Annotated in this window: 17 protein-coding genes and 1 pseudogene; 11 read left to right on the forward strand and 7 right to left on the reverse strand. The window is 65.2% G+C overall.

Translation table 11 applies throughout. The annotated features are described in order from the left end of the window. Nucleotides 1-288: 288 nt before the first annotated feature. The 3 genes from mobF to H7J06_RS09380 all read left to right on the forward strand — a co-directional run bounded on the left by mobF (nt 289) and on the right by H7J06_RS09380 (nt 4,549). Nucleotides 289-3,105 (forward strand): MobF family relaxase, encoded by a 2,817-nt coding sequence (gene mobF / locus H7J06_RS09375; RefSeq protein ID WP_264038480.1) that lies wholly within the window; start codon nt 289-291, stop codon nt 3,103-3,105. A gap of 770 nt (nt 3,106-3,875) precedes the next feature. Next, nucleotides 3,876-4,064: a hypothetical protein gene (locus H7J06_RS32340; protein ID WP_308205742.1), complete on the forward strand. Its 189-nt coding sequence runs from the start codon at nt 3,876-3,878 to the stop codon at nt 4,062-4,064. Between the two features lie 17 nt (nt 4,065-4,081). Continuing rightward, complete coding sequence (locus tag H7J06_RS09380) at nt 4,082-4,549, forward strand: sensor domain-containing protein (protein ID WP_308205743.1); 468 nt, start codon at nt 4,082-4,084, stop codon at nt 4,547-4,549. A 227-nt stretch (nt 4,550-4,776) separates the two neighbouring features. Here the strand turns inward: H7J06_RS09380 and H7J06_RS09385 are convergent, their stop codons facing one another. Both H7J06_RS09385 and H7J06_RS09390 read right to left on the reverse strand, forming a co-directional pair. Continuing rightward, complete coding sequence (locus H7J06_RS09385; RefSeq protein WP_264038481.1) at nt 4,777-4,965, reverse strand: type 1 glutamine amidotransferase family protein; 189 nt, start codon at nt 4,963-4,965, stop codon at nt 4,777-4,779. 5 nt (nt 4,966-4,970) lie between these two features. Next, nucleotides 4,971-5,060, reverse strand: a pseudogene (locus tag H7J06_RS09390) (YbhB/YbcL family Raf kinase inhibitor-like protein); the annotation flags it as partial. 143 nt (nt 5,061-5,203) lie between these two features. Between H7J06_RS09390 and H7J06_RS09395 the strand changes: the two are divergent. Continuing rightward, the gene (locus tag H7J06_RS09395; RefSeq protein ID WP_264038482.1) at nt 5,204-6,022 is read left to right on the forward strand and encodes a ZIP family metal transporter; all 819 of its coding nucleotides are present in this window, start codon (nt 5,204-5,206) and stop codon (nt 6,020-6,022) included. Between the two features lie 121 nt (nt 6,023-6,143). Here the strand turns inward: H7J06_RS09395 and H7J06_RS09400 are convergent, their stop codons facing one another. Then, nucleotides 6,144-6,998 (reverse strand): trypsin-like serine peptidase, encoded by an 855-nt coding sequence (locus H7J06_RS09400; protein WP_264038782.1) that lies wholly within the window; start codon nt 6,996-6,998, stop codon nt 6,144-6,146. A 535-nt stretch (nt 6,999-7,533) separates the two neighbouring features. Here H7J06_RS09400 and H7J06_RS09405 point away from each other — a divergent pair. After that, nucleotides 7,534-8,901 carry an alpha/beta hydrolase gene (locus H7J06_RS09405; protein WP_264038783.1) on the forward strand — a complete coding sequence of 456 codons (1,368 nt, stop codon included), beginning with the start codon at nt 7,534-7,536 and terminating at the stop codon, nt 8,899-8,901. A gap of 346 nt (nt 8,902-9,247) precedes the next feature. On the opposite strand, the gene H7J06_RS09410 is transcribed toward H7J06_RS09405, so the two are convergent. After that, nucleotides 9,248-9,979, reverse strand: a complete 732-nt coding sequence (locus tag H7J06_RS09410) for a polysaccharide deacetylase family protein (RefSeq protein ID WP_264038483.1) — start codon at nt 9,977-9,979, stop codon at nt 9,248-9,250. A gap of 885 nt (nt 9,980-10,864) precedes the next feature. Here H7J06_RS09410 and H7J06_RS09415 point away from each other — a divergent pair. From H7J06_RS09415 to H7J06_RS09435, 5 genes are read left to right on the forward strand one after another with little or no spacing between them, the layout of a single operon-like run. Continuing rightward, nucleotides 10,865-12,478, forward strand: a complete 1,614-nt coding sequence (locus tag H7J06_RS09415) for a type I-E CRISPR-associated protein Cse1/CasA (protein WP_264038484.1) — start codon at nt 10,865-10,867, stop codon at nt 12,476-12,478. A 53-nt stretch (nt 12,479-12,531) separates the two neighbouring features. After that, a complete protein-coding gene (locus H7J06_RS09420; RefSeq protein WP_264038485.1) occupies nt 12,532-13,035 on the forward strand; it encodes a type I-E CRISPR-associated protein Cse2/CasB in 504 nt (167 codons plus the stop codon). Then, a complete protein-coding gene (cas7e, locus tag H7J06_RS09425; protein ID WP_264038487.1) occupies nt 13,032-14,129 on the forward strand; it encodes a type I-E CRISPR-associated protein Cas7/Cse4/CasC in 1,098 nt (365 codons plus the stop codon). The genes H7J06_RS09420 and cas7e overlap by 4 nt, the downstream gene beginning before the upstream one ends. After that, nucleotides 14,126-14,974 (forward strand): type I-E CRISPR-associated protein Cas5/CasD, encoded by an 849-nt coding sequence (locus H7J06_RS09430; protein WP_264038488.1) that lies wholly within the window; start codon nt 14,126-14,128, stop codon nt 14,972-14,974. Before cas7e ends, H7J06_RS09430 begins: the two co-directional genes overlap by 4 nt. Before the next feature lie 44 nt (nt 14,975-15,018). Beyond that, nucleotides 15,019-15,708, forward strand: coding sequence for a type I-E CRISPR-associated protein Cas6/Cse3/CasE (locus H7J06_RS09435; protein ID WP_264038489.1), 690 nt, complete (start codon nt 15,019-15,021; stop codon nt 15,706-15,708). Between the two features lie 344 nt (nt 15,709-16,052). Here the strand turns inward: H7J06_RS09435 and mspA are convergent, their stop codons facing one another. Further along, nucleotides 16,053-16,679: a porin MspA gene (mspA, locus tag H7J06_RS09440; RefSeq protein WP_264038490.1), complete on the reverse strand. Its 627-nt coding sequence runs from the start codon at nt 16,677-16,679 to the stop codon at nt 16,053-16,055. Between the two features lie 797 nt (nt 16,680-17,476). Further along, the gene (locus H7J06_RS09445; RefSeq protein ID WP_264038491.1) at nt 17,477-17,752 is read right to left on the reverse strand and encodes an AbrB family transcriptional regulator; all 276 of its coding nucleotides are present in this window, start codon (nt 17,750-17,752) and stop codon (nt 17,477-17,479) included. Nucleotides 17,753-17,787: 35 nt separating this feature from the next. On the opposite strand from H7J06_RS09445, the gene H7J06_RS09450 reads away from it, so the two are divergent. Then, nucleotides 17,788-17,940 carry a hypothetical protein gene (locus H7J06_RS09450; RefSeq protein ID WP_264038492.1) on the forward strand — a complete coding sequence of 51 codons (153 nt, stop codon included), beginning with the start codon at nt 17,788-17,790 and terminating at the stop codon, nt 17,938-17,940. Nucleotides 17,941-18,470: 530 nt separating this feature from the next. Here H7J06_RS09450 and H7J06_RS09455 read toward each other — a convergent pair. After that, a complete protein-coding gene (locus H7J06_RS09455) occupies nt 18,471-18,830 on the reverse strand; it encodes a hypothetical protein (protein WP_264038493.1) in 360 nt (119 codons plus the stop codon). Nucleotides 18,831-19,587: the final 757 nt, after the last annotated feature.

The raw sequence follows: 19,587 nt of genomic DNA on the forward strand, positions 1-19,587 counted from the left end.
AGAAACCGCTTTGCCGGCCAGTCCTTCGCCATGCTTCACCACACATCCACTGGAAGCCATCCACAGGCCTCCGCTTATCCACAGCCTCTCAGCCCACTTCCACGGTCAAATTCCCCTCACCTCAGACTCTTCCGGACATTCGACCCCTCACCCCCAGTCGCCAAGAAACTGCAGTGGCACATTTGCACATGGTGCGATACTGGTGGTGGTTGCGTGTGGGGCGTGGCTGAAAGTGACGGCGGGGCAGTCGTTCTGACTTGGGGTTTGATACCTGGGTTGGTGGCTGCGGTGTTGACGATCTCGAAGTTGAAGCGGTGGTCGATCAGCTATTACCTGGACACCGCCCAATCGGCGCAGCGCGCCACTGCTGACTTTCAGCGGGCCGGTGGTGGGTTGGGGGAGTACTACTCCGAGCACGACACCCGCACCCCGGTGTGGTTGTGCGCGGGTGACACCCGCACGTCGGCCGGGTTGGTGGGGCTTTCGGACACCCAGCGCGCGGGGGGTGAGGCCGATGCCGGGGTGGTGGCGCGCTGGCTCGACGACGGGGTCGCCCCGAACGGGGCTCGGGGCCGATCGCTGGGTGCGCAAGGGGTGCATGGCTATGACTTGACGTTCGGCGCGCCGAAGAGTGTGTCGGTGATCCGTGCGGTCAGAGCTGACGACGTGGTGTCGAAGGGGATCGCCGACGCGCACACCACCGCGATGGCCGAGGCGATGGAGTACCTCGCCGCCCACGCCGGGTACACCCGGGTGCACAACCCGGTCACCGAGCAGAAGGACCTTGTGCACCTCCCGGGTCTGGTGGCGGTGGCGTATCAGCACGAGACGTCGCGCTGCGGGGATCCGCACTTACACACCCACGTCATCGTCCCCAACCGGCAAGCCCGCGCCGACGGCGCCTTGGTGTCCATCGACGGCACCTCGCTCTATCACGAAGCCAAAGCCGCCGGAGTGATCTATCAGGCCACTCTGCGGCGAGAACTGCACCAGTCGTTGGGGTTCGAGTGGGAACCGGTGGACCCACACACCGGGATGGCCGAACTCGCCGGGATCGACCGCACGTCGATCACCGCGTGGTCGCGGCGGTCGTCTCAGTTGCGGGAGTGGGCCGCACGGAACCTGCGCGTGCAAGACGGACCGTTGAGCGCGGCGCAGCTCGCGGCCGCGCAGAAGGCCACCCGACCCACCAAACCCGAAGAGCTGTCGTGGCCCGAGCTGTTGCAACAGTGGCGGGCCGATGCGCGGGGGGTGCGTCTGGACCGCGCGTCCTTCGACTGGGCGCGCGCGGCCCGCCGCGCGGCCGCACGCACCCCGTTGGACCGCACGCGCCTGGCCGATGCGGCTGAGAAGATTGACAAGGCCGCGTTCACCCGGGCGGATCTGGTGGAGATCATCGGCGCGCAGCTCCCCGTCGACGGGGACCGCTCACCGCGGGAGGCGGTGGAAGCGGCGGTCGACGAGCTCGGCATGCGGCTGACCGCTCCCCGACAGAAACACCAGATGGAAGGCCACGAGCGGTTCACCCTGAGTCGGATCTTGGCCGAGGAAGTCGCGGTGCTGGATCTGGCCGACGCCCGGGATGACCGGGCACAGCTGTGGGTGAAGGAGGAGGACACTCGCGGTCTCTCGCCGGACCAGAGGGTCGCGGTGGAGAACATTGGTCGGTCGCCGTGGTTGGTGCAGCCGCTGTCGGCGCCGGCGGGTGCGGGCAAGACCACTTCACTGCGAGCGTTGCGTGCCGCCGCGCACCGGCGTCCCGGAGCCCGCGTGCTGGTGCTTGCCCCGACCGGGCGGGCCGTTGACGTCGCGGTACGTGAGGGCGCCGGCGATAAGGGGTTCACCATCGCCAAGGCCCTGCAGGATCTCCGGAGCGGCACCCTGACACTCGATCGCGGGACGCTGGTGGTGGTCGACGAGGCCGGGATGGTCGGCACCGACGACCTCCGCCAACTCCTCACCGCCACTACCACCGCCGGAGTCAAGACCGTCCTCGTCGGCGATCCCCACCAACTCGCCCCGGTCAAAGCCCGCGGCGGGATGTTCGCCCAGCTGTGTGCCGATCTGCCGTGGACGCAGCACCTCTCGGAAGTCTGGCGGATGCGCAACCCAGAGGAACGTGCCGCGTCGCTGGCGTTGCGCAATGGCGAGCCGGAGGCGGTCGGCAGGGCCGTCGACTGGTACCGCGACCATGACCGGCTGCGGTGCGGGGATCAGATCGCCATGGCCACCGATGCCCTCGACGGTTACCGGAAGGACGTCGCGGTCGGCAAGGACGCACTGCTGCTGTGCGACACCACCGAGATGGCCGACGCGCTGAACCGCCGCATTCACGACGACACGATCCCGGCGGGCGCGCCGTCCGTGATCGCGACGCGTGGGCAGCGCATCGCCGCAGGGGATCTGATCCTGTCCCGCCGCAACGACCCCGCCGTCGACGTCCGGCGGGCCGACGACCACGACGCGGCAGCAGATCCGGTGCGCAACGGCGACCGGTGGCGCGTCGCCGCCGTCGACCCCAGCTCGAATCGGATTGCCGCCGAACGATTGTCCGACCATGCTGGTGCGGTGTTCGACGCCGACTACGTCCGTGAGCACGTCACCCACGGCTACGCCTCCACGGTGCACTCGGCGCAGGGGGTCACCGCCGACGCCACACACGCTGTGCTCGGGGAGAACACCAGTCGTTCCTTGCTGTACGTCGCCATGACCCGCGCCCGCGACGCCAACACCGCCTACCTCTACGAACGCGCCACCGAACAGGAATACCGCCCCACGACCGACGATGGCCCGCACGTCCTGCAGCGCGGCACCAACTTTCAAGCGGGCCAACTTGCGCGCGCCATCATCACGATTCGCGACGACGTCCCCGTCACCGCCCATCAGGTCGCCGCTCACACGCCGCGAAAACTCCTACCTGACCGCATTGCGGGGCTACTGGCCGAACGGGAATCGGCGGTTCAGCAGCGGGTCACCGCGTACGCCGAATGGCAGAAGGCGGTCGACGGAGTGGCTCGCAGCATGGGCGCCGCGAATGGGCGGGATCGCGCGCGAGCGTCGAGCCAGGATTGGAACTCCAGCCGCGACGATGGGATCGGGATGTAGTAGGTGCAAGGCGTGGCGTCAATGACGCCCACTCACAAGACGATGGGCTGCGCGGTAGCCACCCAGTCGCCGTTGCGAACCATCTTGACGCATTCGTCGCCGTCGAGAACGTGGCGACCGTGTCACATCCATGGTCCCGCGTACACTCTCCCGCGCTGCCGGGTTCCACCGTCGTCATCCCGGAGCATCGGTGCAGCAACCGAATCGCCATTCCACGACGCTAACGTCTCCCAGCCAGCCTCCCGGCAGAATCTTGGACGGCTGCACAGTTCCGGTGGGTCGGTTTGGAAGAAGGTCCACCGACTCGATGTCGCTTCGACCTCGGGCCATGTACCCCTCCTGCGTCCTGGACACGCTGAGGTGGCCGAGGTGTCGGCGCGAAGCTGTGCGGACAGGCCGCCGCCGTTGGTGAGGAAGCGACGGTCTTGCGGAAGCTGTCGGTGGCCACGCCAGCGTCCCCGACCCCGTCCTGCACCCGGCGCCGATGCCTGTTGAGATCACTTGGGTCGCAGTGGTTTCTTACGACCGCCGGCGTGTCGGCGGCCGGCAGCAGGCTCGGAACTTCTGGAATTCCACAGTCCGGTTCGATCCCTCATTACAGAGCGTTATTAGAACGGTTGTTCATCGCTACCTCGAAATGCCGCCCGACATAACGCATGTGGCGGCCGCGGTGCCTCACCATCGACTCTTACTTACAAGCAGCAGGGCCACGGCGCACGATCGCCCCACACCAGGCTCGACCGCAGCGGGAGGCTCACATGCGCCAACTCATGGTCACAGTCTCAGTGGCGGTCGCCTGCGTTCTTGTCGTCGCCGGCTGCGACGACGCCACGGTCAACGCCGAGACGGCGACCACCGAGACGATGATTCCCCGTCCTCTCGTCGCGCGTGAGTTGGCTGCAGTACTGCTCGGCGCCAAGCAGGTGAACGCCGCCATGGGTGCAACGGCGATGGCGTGATACGCGACCAGACCTCGATGTCGGACAACAGCGCCACGATGGCGCCAGCCGAGTGCCTGGCCCTCGACGGCGCGGCCGAGGCCGCCGTGTATGCCGATAGCGGATCATGGGCGGAGCACGATCAAAGCCTCAACGACGGCGATGAGTTCACGCACTACCTCAAGCAGGCAGTGGTGCTCTTTCCCACTCCCGAGAAGGCCGGTGCCTTCCTCGACGCCTCCGCCCAGCAGTGGTCGGCGTGTCGTCAGTACACCCATTTGGAGAGCGGGACGACGTGGTCCGTCGGGCAGATGTCCAACGCCAACCGCGCACTGAGTACCACGACTACCGAACACGATGCTGCCGCCCCCGGTTGGGGCTGCGGACGCGCATTGGCGCAGCGCAACAACGTGGTCATCGACGTAAACACCTGCAGCGCCGCCCCCATGAATTCGGCGTTGACGATCGCCGACCAGATCGCCGCCAACATTGCCGCGCGATGGTGACAAGCGGTCACGGCCAGACCGCCCACAGCTGCAGCAGGCGCAACGTCGCAGCAGTAGTCGAACTGATCGGATGGCGCGGTCGTCCGCTGCTGGATCGACGACACTTGGCTCCCCGGCCATGGTGTCCGCCTGCCTCATAGGCTGCGCACACCTACTCGTGTTCCGAGCGATTGCAGGGAGTGGGTGTCGCGCCTACGGTCCGTTCCGTTGCAGTCCCGCATGGTCGGTTAGGGCGACACCAAAAGGTGCTGCAGCAGCGCCTGCGCCGAGCCTTTGGCCGATGCGGGGTTCTGACCGGTGATCAGCAGACCGTCCGTCACGGTGTACGGCTCGAAATCGCCGATCTTCGAGTACTTGGAGCCGAGCTTGATCAACTCCGTCTCGACGAGGAACGGCACGACGTCAGTCGAACCCATCGCGTGGTCGAGGGGAGAGCGACCACTGCCCAATGCCAGAAGCCCGACGCGGTCGGCGCGTCCGGGTCGAAGACAGTCACCGCGAAGCTGCGCGTTCAAAGGCAACTCAGTGTCCGTATGGGGGTTGACCCGGGAAGTCCTCGACGCGTGGGGTTGGCTACGCAGAGGTTAGGCTACCCTAGATGCTACGTCCGAAGGGTGGTCATGGCCGCCTTGGATCCCGAGGAGAGCCGCCGCCGTGTCACCCGCCCAGATCGCCGTTCTAGGCCTGATCGCCGGGGCCACCATTTTCCTCGGGCTGCCGATCGGTCGACTGCGGGCACCGAAGCCGCAAGTCAACACGGCCCTCAACGCCGTCGCGACCGGCATCCTGATTTTCCTGGTCTGGGATGTCCTCACCCACGGATGGCAACCCGTTGACGAGGCCCTTGGGCGCCAAGACTTCGGCGCAGCACTGGTTGGCGGTCTGGTTCTGGCGGGCAGTATCGGCGTGGGCTTGCTCGGGCTGGTGTGGGTGGACCGACTCGTCAACCGTGACCGCGCAGCGACGGTGCGCGGCCCGGGCGCTGCGACGCTGGCGGACGTGACGGGCACAACCTGGGCCGACGCCTCGGGTCGGCTGGCACTGATGATTGCGGTCGGCATCGGGTTGCACAACTTCGCCGAAGGGCTGGCCATCGGCAACTCCGCCGCAGCAGGCGATCTCAGCCTGGCCGTGATGTTGGTAATCGGGTTCGGCTTGCACAACGCGACCGAGGGCTTCGGCATCGTTGCACCGCTGACCGGCCAGCGGCCCAGCTGGGGCTTCTTGGCGTTGCTCGGGCTCATTGGCGGGGGCCCCACCCTGATTGGCACGTTGATCGGGCAACGATTCGTCAGCGACACAGTCTCCATCGGGTTCTTGGGACTGGCCGCTGGCAGCATCCTGTACGTCGTCATCGAACTCCTGGCCGTATCGCGTAAGGCCAACCTCAAGACCATCACCACATGGGGCATCTTCGCCGGACTATTTCTCGGCTTCGCCACCGACGCCATCATCACCGCCGCCGGCGCCTGACGTCAGCCACCTTTCTGTCGTGGGGGGTGGGGGTATTCGTCCGGGTGCGGGCCGGGACACCCAGGATCAGCCCCAGCTAACGAGTCGATTGCGGCGCGACGGACGGTGGTTTCGATGCTCGTCAGGGTGCGACTGGACAGCCATCAGGCAAGGGTACGGGCGCTTCATCGGAAGGGCCGCCCTCCTCGGCGCGTTTGAACAGCGCGGTCAGCTGGTCGTCGAAGGGCGGTGAGTAAGACACATCGTCCGCACAACCGCCCCCGTGAGGGCCTCCGGTGAGGCCAACGACTGTGGATCTTCCCGAAACCCATGGCGCGCCACTGGTTCCGGCGACCAGGCCCTCGCAGGGCAGCGACAGGAAGCCGCCCGGAGCTGGTCGCGTGCCAGCTTGGCAGTGTATCGGCGAATCGTCTCCCAGACCGTAACCCGTGACAGCGACGACGCTGGCTTCGGCCGGCCGCGGCGACAACAACAGTCCATCACCCACCTGCGACTCAATCGATGCGCTCGCCTTCGATCCGACCCGTGCGACCGCGTAGTCGGCATGCGGATCCTGAACATTCACCCAGCGGGGATCGAGATAGACCGCTTGAACGCCCCACGCGTCGTCCAGCCCGGCGTCGCCACTGAAACCGGGCACGAACGTGGTGTCCACACCGTCCTGGAGGCAGTGAGCGGCGGTGAGAATCAGATCACCCGAGTCTGAGTGGAGCACCGATCCGGTGCACGTGGGCGTCGGGCTGTCACCGACAAAGATTGCACCCACCCTAGGATCGGGATCGGAAGGGTGCGCGATCGCCTGTGGTTCTGCGCTCGCCGTCGCGGGCGCGACGACAGTGGGCACCGCGGCCACACTTGCCGTCGAAGGCAGCGCCGCAGGTGCAAGCCGCCCGCAGGCAGACACATCGACTGCTGCAACGACGAGCATGGTGGTACCGATCACCACCAAAACCGCTTTTCGAGTCAACCGGGGCATCATCCCACCGTCACTCCCTGGCCTAAGTCCGGGCGCCCCGAGTTCGTCGTCATCGAACACCATGATTGCGTAGATAGGGCGCAAGTGCTTTCGGAGTGGACGGGCCCCGCCGCACCACCTTCAATCGCCGCACCTGTCAGGAAGGCAGTACGACACCCGTTCGGCGCGCCAACTCTTGGACGCGCGTTGATCACAGGATCGGCAAAACACAAATGTGGATGCACGCACGCGCGTACGGCTCGACTGCTGGGCTCATCACCGACCAGCCTGCGGCGAAGTAAGTGGATTTACCCCGCGGCGAGGGGAATCGGAGGGTCGCTCAGCCAACCTTCAACCGCTGGGTCGCACAATGGTCGTCGGTTGAGCGTCGACGTGATGAAGGGCTGAGCACAGTGGTGCGTCCTAGGGCAAAGTTGCCCCTCACGTTCGGTGCGCCCGGCGGCGCGCTTTGCCGAGCGTCTGGTGTCGGTTCGACGTGAGCTGGCTGGGGGATGCGGCCGCCTATGTGAGCCACCGGATCGCGGACGTGTCATTGATGCACGGCTGGTTCCCGTGGACGGTTCAGGTGACGGCGGCGGTGCTGCTCGTGTTTGCGATCGGTCTCAGTTTCCGCCGGTGGTGGACGCCACGTCTGGCAGCCGCAGTCCTGGTGGGCGTGCTCACCGCCGCCGGAGCGCACCACTACGTCTACTCAACCGGTCTGGCCAACGACGCGTCGCCGGGTCCGCTGTGGTTCTGGCTTGGCCTGGCAGCGTCCGCCGGTGTGGTCACGGCGACGTCATGGCGCGGTGCGCGATGGTGGCGGCGCGGCTCGGCTAGTTCGGCCGTAGCGCTGTGCCTGCTCAGCGCAGCGCTGCTGCTCAACAGCTGGGTTGGTTACGTGCCGACGGTGTACTCCGCCTGGAACCAGTTGACCGCTGGACGTTTGCCTCATGAAGCCGACCCGGCGTCCATCGCCGCGATGCAACGTGCTGCGGTGCTGCCGGCCAACGGCGCGGTCGTAGCGGTGTCGGTCACTGACGAGGTGTCCAAGTTCCGGCACCGCGGCGAACTTGTGTATCTTCCGCCGGCGTGGTTTGCCACCATGCCACCGCCGTCGCTGCCCGTCGTGATGATGATCGGCGCTGAAATCAACACCCCGGCCGATTGGCTGCGGATCGGCGGGGCGGCTACCTCCGCCGACGAGTTCGCGGCGGCGCACGGGGGAAACGCACCGGTTCTAGTGTTCGTCGATACCGGAGGCGCGTTCGGCATCGACACCGAATGTGTGAACGGGGTGCAGGGCAACGCCGCCGATCATCTGACCAAGGAGGTCATCCCGTTCATGATCGCGCACTACGGGGTCAGTGCGGATCCGACGCACTGGGGAGTCGCCGGTTTTTCCACCGGCGGCACCTGCGCGCTGGACCTCACCGTGATGCATCCTGATTTATTCAGTTCCTTCGTGGACATCGCAGGTGACGCCGGTCCGAATGCGGGTTCCAAGGAGCAGACCATCATCAGGCTGTTCGGCGGCGACGCCGCTGCATGGGCGTCGTTCGATCCGGCCACCGTCATCATCAGGCACGGCCCCTACCGGGGGGTCTCGGGCCGGTTCGTGATCGCACCAGCCGCCGACCGTGACGCCAACGTCGGCGGCCAGGACGTCGCCGCGCACACACTGTGCGATCTGGGCCGCAGCCGCGGCATCGACTGCGCGGTGGTCACACAATCGGGCAACCACGATTGGTTGTATGCGGCTGCCGCCTTTCGGGATGCCCTGCCCTGGCTGGCTGAGCAACTCGGCACCCCGGCAACCCAGCACGTTGGCCGACCGGGGCAAAGTCTTCCCCTTCCACCGCCGTCCGTCAGTCCGCCGCCCGATGTCGATCATCACGCCGTCCATGGCGGACACAGCACATGAGTCGAGTGAACCCGAGACGGGTCTGATCGACCCCAGATGATGTCAGACGCATCGTCGTCGGATTGTTTGGACCAACGACGCGAAGACCAAGCGGGACGACGCGTGTCGCCGTGGTTCGACTTCGAGACGACGCACCGCTCGACGATGGCGATTTTGGGTGTGGACTTCCACCCGCCTTCCTGCTCGCCAGATCTGGCAGAGAATGCGGTCACGACTTTGGATCGCCACACCCGCCGCTGCCAACCTTCTGAAGTGGATCGTCCCCTGCGGCCGCGGTGCGGGTTACGCAATCGCCGCTGCCGACGTGGCCAGAACGACGCGTCCCTCGAGGCGGAACCCCGGTGTGTTAGGAGAACACGTCATTGAGGGTGACGGTCTGTAGGCCGCGCTCCGCGATGATGCTGGCCAGTTGCGGCAGCACGTGGCTGATTGGCGGCAAGTTCGCGTGCGCAAGCACGATCTGTTGTGCCAGAAGCGATCTGTGGGCGTTGGAGATCATCGCGCCCTCGCCGATGGGCCGGGAGTCGCCGATTTCGGCGCTCCACAGGGTAATCGTGGTGTAGCCGTGCTCGGCGGCAACGCGGTCGGTGTCGGCGTCGTGTTGGCCGTAGGGCGGCCGGAAGTACGGGGTGCCGTCGACGCCGTAGGTCTGTCGCAGGAAGTCTGCATTTCGACTGATCTGGTCTGTCAGCGCGGCCGGGCTGATCGTTGTTATGTGGGGATGAGACCAGGTGTGGTTGCCCAGCTGGATCTGACTCGAGGCGACCATCGGTTGCAGCAGGGCTGCGTTCTCGGTCCACGACGGGTTGATCCCGTTGACGAAGAACGTCAACCGCATGCCGGTATCGGCACAGAAGCGCCCCAGTGCGGCGACATCGGCGGTGCTGCACCCATCATCGACGGTGAGGGCCAATTGGTTGCCGTCGCCGGGCAGTCGGGTGAGGGTTCCGGGTGCCGGAACCCGAGCGGTCGAGATCGGCGCTTGCGGGGATGCACCCGCCGCCACGGTGGGGACGCTCGTTGCGACCGCGCCGAGCGCACACGCGCCCAGGAACGTCCGCCGAGTCAAGTACGCCATGCCGAATGGTAGTCAATCCCGCCGGGAGTTGGGACGTAATCGAGTGAATCCCATGCCACAGTGTGGCGGTGTCGGTCCGCACGACGATGAGTGCGCGGTCAACCGCTCGCAGAGCGCCCGTTCATGCACGGCAGTGGCTTCAGACAGGTCAGCGACACGGTACAGGTCTACCTCGACTGCAACGCAACTGTCGCCACCGAGGAAACCCAGGGATTCCGCTGCCGGTCCAGAAGGCCGTGCGGCGATCGCCGCCACGACGGCGAAGCACGGCTCAATTCAGTGCTGGCCAAGCCGATTCCGTCGACGAGCAGGGCGATGTGGGCAAACTTGTTGGTTCGGCCAGCCACGGTAGTGCGGTGGCGAGAGTCGCAGCGGCGAACTACCTGTCGTGCTTGCCCGGGTCGAAGCTGCACGGCGCAGGTGATGCCGCGCACCCGCCCCAGCGCCGCCGGAACGGCTGCAGGCCCATACCGGAAAGCCACGAGTCCTCCCGAGCTTGGGTGTCGCGCAGCACTTCGTAGCCGTTCATTCCTGGCGTCCTGGACGATCACGTCGAACGTGTTGTCCGTCCCACAAGCCATCGACGCCATTGCCGGCATGCACCATCACGAAGCCCTCGGCTCGCAGGCTCCGGGCCAAATTTGCGGCGAAACGGCGTTCGTCTCGGGTCAGTGCGGCGCCGACTAGAAGCCGCAGTGGCAGCATGCGCCGGAGAGGACGCCGAGGCGATGCGACAGGCCCCGCAGTAGCTAGGGAGGTCACTGCTTCCACGCCCATTGTTGCCTTCGCTGCTTCGAAGCAGTTCGGCCTCAACAAGTCTGCGCCACTATCCACGGTTCGGCAGGAGGCAGCTTCTCATCGTTTTCTCAGCGAGGTGCGCTTACGTTGACGACGCGCTCGTCCGACGAGATGCCACGTCGAGGCATCGACTGGACGACGCGCGATCGCGAAAGGGCACGCCATTTCGATCCGTCCGGTCGATGGTGTCGAGGAGCGGCTTTGGCTAGGGAGGGCGTGGTGATGGCTCTCGCAGCATCAGTGTGGGCGTCCGGGACGATCGGCGTCGATGTCTACGGCGCCACCGGAGCGAACTGCGTTGAATCCTTCAGTAGAGGTTCGGCAGGCTATTCGCTCGTATCCGAACCATGGTTGCCGGTGCTCACCACGTCGGGAATGCGCAGCTGCGGGCTGAGCGGCGTGTTCGACCCCGACGTCATAGCGATCGCCACCGGCGACGACCTAGAAGACGCTGCGCTGACGCGGCTTCTGCTGGCCATTCACATTGCCGCCACGGAATGTGGGCTGGTTCCCCAGGAGTGGGTCGACGTGCATCGTTCAGGCTTCGACCTCTTCGACGTGCACCGGCCATTCTGGCAGAACCCCGGCATGGCACAGTTTGCGAAATTCCCCGGGGCGGTGCGGCCGCTGGTATCTGCGTCGTATCGACATGCGGGGCGCGGCTCCACGGCGGTTAACGTGTGGCACAACGCCTCTGAGCTCGTGTTCGACTCGGGGGCGGCAGCACGACTACTCGTCGTCCGGCAGCAATTCTCGGTGGGCGGCAAGCAGCCCTTCACGACCGCCGCCTACGGGAGCTCGCCGATGTCGGCGAAGACCTCGGTGGCCACCATCCGGCCGTTTCTGTGGCTGGACGACGGTCGGCTTGCCTCATCGCTCGCGGCCACCGCCGCACTGAGCGGCACGCATCCAGTCGGCCAATTCTGGTTCACCTGGCCACGTCACGCGCGCCCGGCCGACACTGGGTGCCCCTCCGGCGTGCTCGACGGACTCACGTGGCAGTCCCGTTCCATGCTGCTGTTCCGGGGGGGCGGTGACATCGGGCCGGGCATCATGGTGTGCGATGGGCTGCGCTGGCCTGAGTTCGGTGACGTCGACGCGCCCCTGGAACCTGTACTGGTACCGCACACGATCTACTGTCGCCCAGACGGTTCCGACCGATACGTCCCGCAGCGGGTACACCCGGAGCGTCCGGCGTGGCATCAATTAGCGGTCATGTGTGCCGACCCGCACTATCCAGGCGGGCAGTCAGTGTCACGTCCCACGTCGCCCTCGGGATACCCACGATGGCGCCTGGGTGGACTCGGTGCATACCAAGCGGCGATCTCCGGGCCGATTACCGCGTCCTTCCCCGTTCCCGCTGATCCATCCGGGCTGCGCGACGTCCTCACCGAGATGAGTCTTGCCTACCGAAGGATCGGATCGGTCACCGCCGCACTCGCCAAGGCCGTCAGCGGCTTCGCCGGCTACCGGGCGGCCATTCCTTCCCACACCGGCTGTCAGGCCGAGTTAGAAGTCATCGCCGCCGATGTTGCGACAGGCCGTCTTTCGCCGTCTCACGCGGTGACCCTCATCGAAGCCATCGCGGATTCAACGATCTCGCAGGCGTACCAAAGTGTCGCCCAGGTCCGACCAGTGGCGGCTGCCCGAGTGGCGGTCCAGAAGCCTCGGCACCACGCCTCGAAGAAGCACACGACGTGATGGACGAGGACATTGATCACCTCGCCAATCGCGATTTCGTAAAGCGCCTCACGATGGCGCACTCAAGCGAGTCGCCACGGCTGGCCTCGGCGGCTCGGTGGCGCCCCGGTGACGTCGCGGGGGACGTCTTCGCATTGGTAGGCATCACGCCACCCGGGAAATATCGGAGCTTCCTGATGATGGCGAAACTCTTCGCCATCTGGCATCGTGGCCGGTCGGTGGCGCCGCCGATGCCGCAACCACCCACCGTTCACGGTATCGGGCGGTGGGCCCGTCAGCTGGGTCCCAAGAACCCGAAGGCCAGGCGGTTGATCGACCGGATCATCGCGGCCGACACCGACGACGACCTCACCTCTGCCCTTGCTGCGTTGGCCGCCACGCGTACCCGGCACCCCCCACATTGGGAAGTGGTGCTCGCCGAACTTCAGCGGTGGGCTGATCCTGCAGCGCGGACCGACATGCGGTTCGTCTGGGCGCGTGACTTCCACCGCCACCGTCCGCCTCGAGCCCGTGAAGGGGCCCCGACCACCGTGTCACGAACGTTGGAGATGACATGACCGTTGTCGACGTCACGCACATGCCGTTCATCACATTGCATGCGCTGCAGGCCTTTCCGCCGTCGTTGTTGAATCGCGACGACAACCACGCGGCGAAGCAAATCGTGTACGGCGGCACCGTCCGCGTGCGCGTGTCATCCGGAGCGGGCAAGCGCGCCATCCGCGTGGCGATGCGCGACGCCGCGATCACGGGCGGTCAGTACGGACTTCGCACCACCCGATTTCCAACGCTCACGACCGAGCTCCTGGTGACCCAATACGGCCGACCGTTGCCCGAGGCCGCCGCCAAGACGGCGATGGTATTCGCCGAATTGAAGCTCAAGGCGAACAAGTCTGGGAATACGGCGGCACCAATATTCGCTTCACCACGATTTCCTGCCGCGACGGCCGCCGCGATCGACTCCGACTGGGACCGCATCGGAGCCGCCGTGCCCCCTGCAATTACGTCGGCTGCGCGGGCGGCATTGGACGTGCACGACACCGTCGATCTCGCGCTGTTCGGACGTATGCTCGCCGAGATACCCGGCAAGCGCGTCGACGGTGCTGCCGGTGTTTCCCATAGCTTTTCGGTCGACCCAGCGAGCATCGAGCCCGACTTCTGGTCGACAGTCGATGATGCCGCGCTGGACGGTGATGCCGCGTCGAGCAATCTCGGCGAGTCCTTCGTCACTGCCCCTGTTCTGTATCGCAGCGCGTTTCTCGATCGCCGACAACTGCGCACCAATCTCAGTGCCGCTGCCGACCCAGAGCAACTGGCGGTGGCGGCCGAACGCTCATTCATCGAGTGGTTCGTTCGCGCGGTACCGGTGGCCAAGCAGCGCAGTAGCGTTGCCGCGACGCTACCGTCGTTGGTAATCGCCACCTGCGGTAGCCAGGTGTTGTCGGGCGCCGCGGCCTTCACCTCGCCGATCAACGGCTCTGAGATCTTGAAGTCGGCGGCCGCGAGCTTACTGGCCACCCTGGGTCGTTCCGACGAAGTGATCGAGAACCAAACTCACGTCATGCTGTCCACCGATCCCGGACTCGACGCCGTCATCAACGGAGCGCACCATACCAATCTCCGCGACTTCATCGACAGCGTCGGTGTGCGATGACGCCGTTCCGGTGCTGTGTGTACCTGCGTCTGGAAGGTCCGATGCAGTCATGGGGGAATCACGCTCGCGGCCCCAATAGGGCACATCGAACAACACACACGCGTCCGACCAAGAGCGGTGTCGTTGGCATGGTCGCAAATGCGCTTGGTCGGGATTTCACCGACCGCATCGACGACCTGGCTGCCATGAGCTTCGGTGTCCGCGCTGACATGCCTGGCCGGCTCGAGGTCGACTATCACACTGCGGGAGCGGGAGGTTTCCCCCTGTTGCCTGGAAACGCTTACCGCAACCCAAAATGGTTCTCGCGCTTGCGTCGAGATGACATGACCCTGCACGACGACCAGTACGCCGCTCCCGCGGACGTGACGTGGGACGTTGCGACGTCGACTTTGGTCAGCGGCTCCGGAAAAGTCGTAGTAACCCACGATTGGTACCTGTCGGACGCGAGCTTCCTTGCCTCACTTGCCGGCCCACGGGCATTGGTCGAAGAGATCGCTGAGTCCCTGACACACCCTCGCCGCCCCATCTATCTCGGGCGGCGCGCGTACCTGCCCAGCCGCTCCGTGCTTGTCGGCACCGGCGATGTACTCGAACCGGTTGAAGCCCTTGCTATTCCACCCCGTACCCCACGCGGTCGTCGAGGGCCGCTTCAGGCTTGGATCGAGCCGTCGCCGCCGGTTCAGGGGAGTGTGGGCGAGGCGCTTGTCGTAAGCGACCAGCCCTTGAGCTACGGAGGTCCCACCGCCCGTGCCGCGCGCTTAGAACTCGCGGTCACCGTGAACCCGCCTGAAGCATCCGGGCATCCCGTGACCGGCGTCGACCACGACGATCTGACTTCTAGATGACGGAGGGAACCATCACTGCAACGGAAACGCACGCCGACTCGACGATGCAGGTTCTGACCACAGTGCTCACTCTCGACCACGAGCATCCCGCAACTCGCGCGATGATGGCTGACGCCCACGTCGCCCACCGGCTGACGATGAGCGGGTTCGCACACCTGCTCCAACAGCACGACTTCTTCACCGGTGTTGCCCACGGTCATGCCGACCACCGTCGTTCGCTCAACATCTTGTTCGCCGTGTCCGTTCGCCCAAACGACGCCATCATGGTGCGCATCCAGTCGGACAAACCGCCTGACTTCACCCAGCGGGCCTGCGATTCCTGGCGCGCCGCCATCATTGGGGCACAGCCGCCGGTGACGCGCTCGTGGTCCGTCCCGGTCTCCGGTCACATCCGGTACCAGATTCGCGCCAACCCGACCATCAACACCAATGGGCGCCGACGGGCGATCAACGGCTTCAGTCGCCAGTTCGACTGGTGGACAACCAAGGCCGAATCCGCGGGCTTGGTCCTGCGACCCGCAACGCTGACAATCGACGAGCCGCTCACATTGGAATTTCCCAGCAAGTACCAGGCGTCCTCCGTCGGCGGAGGTCGGTGGGTGATGCCGACGCAACGCTATAGCGGAGCGGCTACCATCGTCGACCAGGTCGCCTATCGCCAGGCAGTCGGGCGGGGTATCGGGCGCGGCCTGGCCTACGGTGCAGGACTTCTTCTGACGATGCGCGCCAGCTGACCTCTAGCAGACACGGCGGCAAGGTCTTTGACAAGTGAACAACAGCCATCCCAACCACCCGCAACCTCGGCGAGTTGGGTAAGTCCCCGCTAAAGGTGCGATAGAAGTGCAGGGGCGCAGAAGAACTGTCCAGACCGCCCGAGAGGGTAGCGTGCAGGTAACCCCGATATGGGGATCGCTCGCTAGGCAGATCGTGATGATTGACCAGTGAGTATGTCAATCCCCGGGTCACCGGGGACGCAGGACTGCAGCGTGTCCGGGTATGACCCCGGGATTGCACTGCGTTGCGGAATGACAACGGCCCCCTGATGGACTCAGGGGGCCGTCTGACTGATCTGATTCGCTTACTTCATGTCCCAGGGTTCGCCGTAGGTAGTGACGCTGTCCCCCGTGGAGGCGATGAGTCGCGCGAACGGACGCAGCAGTACACCGCCGGCTGCGCCGGTAACGGTTCCGTGAGCGTTCGAGACCGCGACGCCGCCGGCGGCACCGGAAACGTCGACCGAGAAGGTCGCGACTTCCTGAATGCCGGGGCCGTTGCCCAAATCAGCGCTGAAGGACACACCGGGGAACAGGTTTGGGGTAATCACCTGGGCGTATCCATTGGTGGGGTTACCGTCGTCGATCAGGATGTTTGGCGTCGTGTAGCTGAAGTTGATGCCTACGCCCAGCGACCACGGGAACCCGATCTGGTAACCCAGTTCCAGTGTGCCTTTGAAGTCTCCGGCGCCGGGACCGGCGACGGTGTACTTGGCCCGGCCGGAGTGGAACCACTCCCTAGTGAGGCGGTTGCGGTCCAGGGGATATACACCGTTGAGGAAAGTGTCCCACTGTTGGACGGTGAGGGTCCGATCCTGGCCGTCGACCAAACTCAGTTCGTTGTCCAAACCGGCGTGTGACGTGCCCGTGCTCATAAACAGAGCGGCGACGGCCGCGATCAAAGCGACCAGCACCCGACTGAATGCCTTCATGTTCTCCCTAGCGCCTCGTTGTGAAGTGCGAATCCGGGGCCCGGTCGCGCGCCCTCGACGAACCAACAGAAATGAGACTTTCCCAATGCTGCTCTTAGAGGTCGTTCATCTTGACGCTAGGAAACATAACGGGGCCATGTCACTTCCGCAACACGAATGCGAAGAATTGCCTGAAACATTTTGGGTTCAATTCGTCTCCAGCGCTTGTGGATTCATATTTGATAGCTAGGAAGATCGTGTGCACCGAGCAACCTGTATCCCCATCGCAGATCGCGGGGGACCAAGGCATGCGGCGGACTCTCGCGATGGAGGGGCCCCGAGTTGGCACGACCGGAGGGGGCACTGGCAGGAGCCAGAACTGCTGACTCAGCACTTCATCTCGCCCGTTCCGGTGCACTTGCGTCACGCTCACTTCCACTATTCGGCGCCGGTTCATGAAGCGCTCGGCCCGGTAACTTGCAGGTCGACTCGGATGAGCATGTCGCTTTTACTGGCGCGAACGGTGCAGACAAGACGACGTCGATGGTGGTGCTCGCCTGCACGCCAATCCGAGGCCGAGGCCAGGAATGGCCACGACACCGGAAGGCGGTGGGGCGCAACCGCGCTGCGGGGTGTGACTCCGAGATCCACGAGCGCGACATTTGAGGCTGCACGGCGACGCCTTCGTCGTTAGCTCCGAGACCAGGTGGTGACGTCGAAACGCCCGATCAAGGTGTGCCAGCTGAACGGAAGCACTAACGCTGTCGAGCTGCACCAACGCCAATGACTACGAAGGGCCGGGCCTTCGCCACATCTGGCTAAACGCACCGAGGAGTTGATCCCATCGTGGTTCCGGGGACGTCAGGCGGTCTCGCTGGGCGGCTGCTTGCCGCGACGGTGTGCGGGCGCGTCTGGCCCGGGTTCTGGAAGTTTAGGCGTTGCCATGGTGAGGGGCGGTCGAGCCACCACTTCAACGCGAGCGGTGCGAGCAGGACCATCGCGAACAGCCGCAGCGTCTGCTTGGCGTAGACCAGCGCGACGTTGGCGTCGACGCTGGAGGCGAGGGCCAGCACGGCGTTGATGCCGCCCGGCATGGTTTGGCAGGTAGGCGTTCGCAGGTGAGATGCCCGTGGCAAGCGTCACCGCATACGCCGAGTCCGCGCAGCTGCCGGTGATCAGTAGGGCGATGTCACTGGCGGCGATCGGTGCGAACTGGCTGCCGGCCGCGATTGGAGACTTTGACAAGGGATGGACCTTCGTCGTTCTGCAACACACCGACTAGGGGATTCTGCGCATGCAGGGCGAACGGGCCAGGCTCGCGGGCTTCTTCGGCGTCGACGATGGGGCGCTCGACGCGAGGAGTGTCGCAGACCCCGATGCCGCGGCAGGGGTCGACATCGTTGCCATCCTAGGTGCCGACGGCCTCCCCAAACGGAATGCTCTGCGTAGGAATGGTTTACGAGGTCGATACGGGGCTCGTCGAACTTACGGTGGGCTGGGAATGATTGTCTCAACGTTCCCGCGTCGTCTGCCGCAGGTGGGCCCAAGGCAGCATCAGCACGAACACGCGCTGTTGCAGGTGACTGGTCGGCAGTAGGTCGGTCGGTCCACCCCCTGAAGCCCGCATCTGCGTTGCGATCCCGCCGAGAATTCTGCCGATGATTGCGCAGCGGTCGTGGATCGATCCCCTCCGCGCCGACCCGAATCCATCCAGGAAGGGCCCCTGAGTGGGTCCGTCGAGGTGCCTCGTGCAACCTCCCGTTTGTGCCGAACGGTTTCGCACGAGCGCACAGTGGGCGAGGGATCGGATGGTTACGAAGTTGGCTTCGCTGCGGCAGCGTCGGCAGCTGCCTTCGCCGCTCGACCTTCCGGGCTCGCCGCGGAGAATCCCGCTTTCGTGGCCGAGGCTCGTGAGTTCTCGCAGTTCAGTGACAGCGCAACGGTCTTGCCACTCGTGGAGTGGCTTCCCTTCTGAGCGACGCTCTCGTCGCGCTGGTTGACGACGAGACACTTGTCCTTGCGCAGTTGGTCGCCGAAGGTGGCGGAAACGATGGGCTTGAACCCCGCGTTGCTCAATGTCGACGAGGCGTCCCCGAACACTTGGCCCGTCACGGAGGGTGATGCGCCGGCTTCGCCACCGGACATTGCGAACATCGACAGCGTCAACGCCACCGGGCATGCGATCCGGACGATCGTGGTATGCAACATGTCGGCCTACTTCCCGCGCTGATTTGGTACGGCATTCACCGGTTTTCTCGGCGCATCTGGAGTGTGCGCGCCGTCGGCTTAAGAAACGCTGAAACGGCGCTGGACTCCAGATACGGTCATGCACAGCGACATCGCAGAAGACGCTCGTGCTTCAGCAAGCCCCGGCGAGCTTCAGCGGTTTCTCAGGACTCCCTGACTAGCTTGGGTGGTGAACGTTGGTCGGGTTCAGCGCACACGAGGTTGGGATGGAGAAATGCGGTCGATTTTCGCAGAGGCACGTTGGCCGTCTACGCGGATTCGCTACGCGGCCGCCGGGGTCGGCGGTTTGGCAGTGGTGGCCATGGGAGCCCTTGCCTTGCAAGCGAACGGAGCAGATGTCGGCAATTCGAACCCCCGCAGCGCTGGTTCGATGCAAACCGGCGTGACGATGAGCGAAACGGCCGCGACGGCGTCGGTCGCGGCGACTTCTCTCGCGACGTCAGTTGCCTCGCCGACGGTGAAGGCCATCCCTCAATGGGGCCAGCCAGCAGAGCCGTGACATACCGAAGACGTTGGTGCGCCGCGAAGTTCGCCGCAAACCGACGCCAAGATCCCGTCGGCCGGGCCCAAAGGATTGCGTCACGGGCAGACTTCGCCACCGTTGGTGACCCCGGCGAACGGCCCGAAGACTAGCCGATCCCGTTCATCCCGACGGAGGGTCCATGTCGACGATCGTGCAAGA

The organism is Mycolicibacterium hodleri (genome assembly GCF_025822245.1).
Lineage (GTDB): Bacteria > Actinomycetota > Actinomycetes > Mycobacteriales > Mycobacteriaceae > Mycobacterium > Mycobacterium hodleri.

Excerpts from the sequence above, each read along its gene's own strand:
- H7J06_RS09410 (WP_264038483.1), bottom strand. The coding sequence starts at position 9,979 with ATGGCGTACTTGACTCGGCGGACGTTCCTGGGCGCGTGTGCGCTCGGC.
- mspA (WP_264038490.1), bottom strand. The coding sequence starts at position 16,679 with ATGAAGGCATTCAGTCGGGTGCTGGTCGCTTTGATCGCGGCCGTCGCC.
- cas7e (WP_264038487.1), top strand. The coding sequence starts at position 13,032 with ATGACCGTTGTCGACGTCACGCACATGCCGTTCATCACATTGCATGCG.
- H7J06_RS09420 (WP_264038485.1), top strand. The coding sequence starts at position 12,532 with ATGGCGCACTCAAGCGAGTCGCCACGGCTGGCCTCGGCGGCTCGGTGG.
- H7J06_RS09405 (WP_264038783.1), top strand. The coding sequence starts at position 7,534 with ATGCACGGCTGGTTCCCGTGGACGGTTCAGGTGACGGCGGCGGTGCTG.
- H7J06_RS09435 (WP_264038489.1), top strand. The coding sequence starts at position 15,019 with ATGCAGGTTCTGACCACAGTGCTCACTCTCGACCACGAGCATCCCGCA.
- H7J06_RS09400 (WP_264038782.1), bottom strand. The coding sequence starts at position 6,998 with ATGCCCCGGTTGACTCGAAAAGCGGTTTTGGTGGTGATCGGTACCACC.
- H7J06_RS09430 (WP_264038488.1), top strand. The coding sequence starts at position 14,126 with ATGACGCCGTTCCGGTGCTGTGTGTACCTGCGTCTGGAAGGTCCGATG.
- H7J06_RS32340 (WP_308205742.1), top strand. The coding sequence starts at position 3,876 with ATGGTCACAGTCTCAGTGGCGGTCGCCTGCGTTCTTGTCGTCGCCGGC.
- H7J06_RS09445 (WP_264038491.1), bottom strand. The coding sequence starts at position 17,752 with ATGCCGGGCGGCATCAACGCCGTGCTGGCCCTCGCCTCCAGCGTCGAC.
- H7J06_RS09385 (WP_264038481.1), bottom strand. The coding sequence starts at position 4,965 with ATGGGTTCGACTGACGTCGTGCCGTTCCTCGTCGAGACGGAGTTGATC.
- H7J06_RS09380 (WP_308205743.1), top strand. The coding sequence starts at position 4,082 with ATGTCGGACAACAGCGCCACGATGGCGCCAGCCGAGTGCCTGGCCCTC.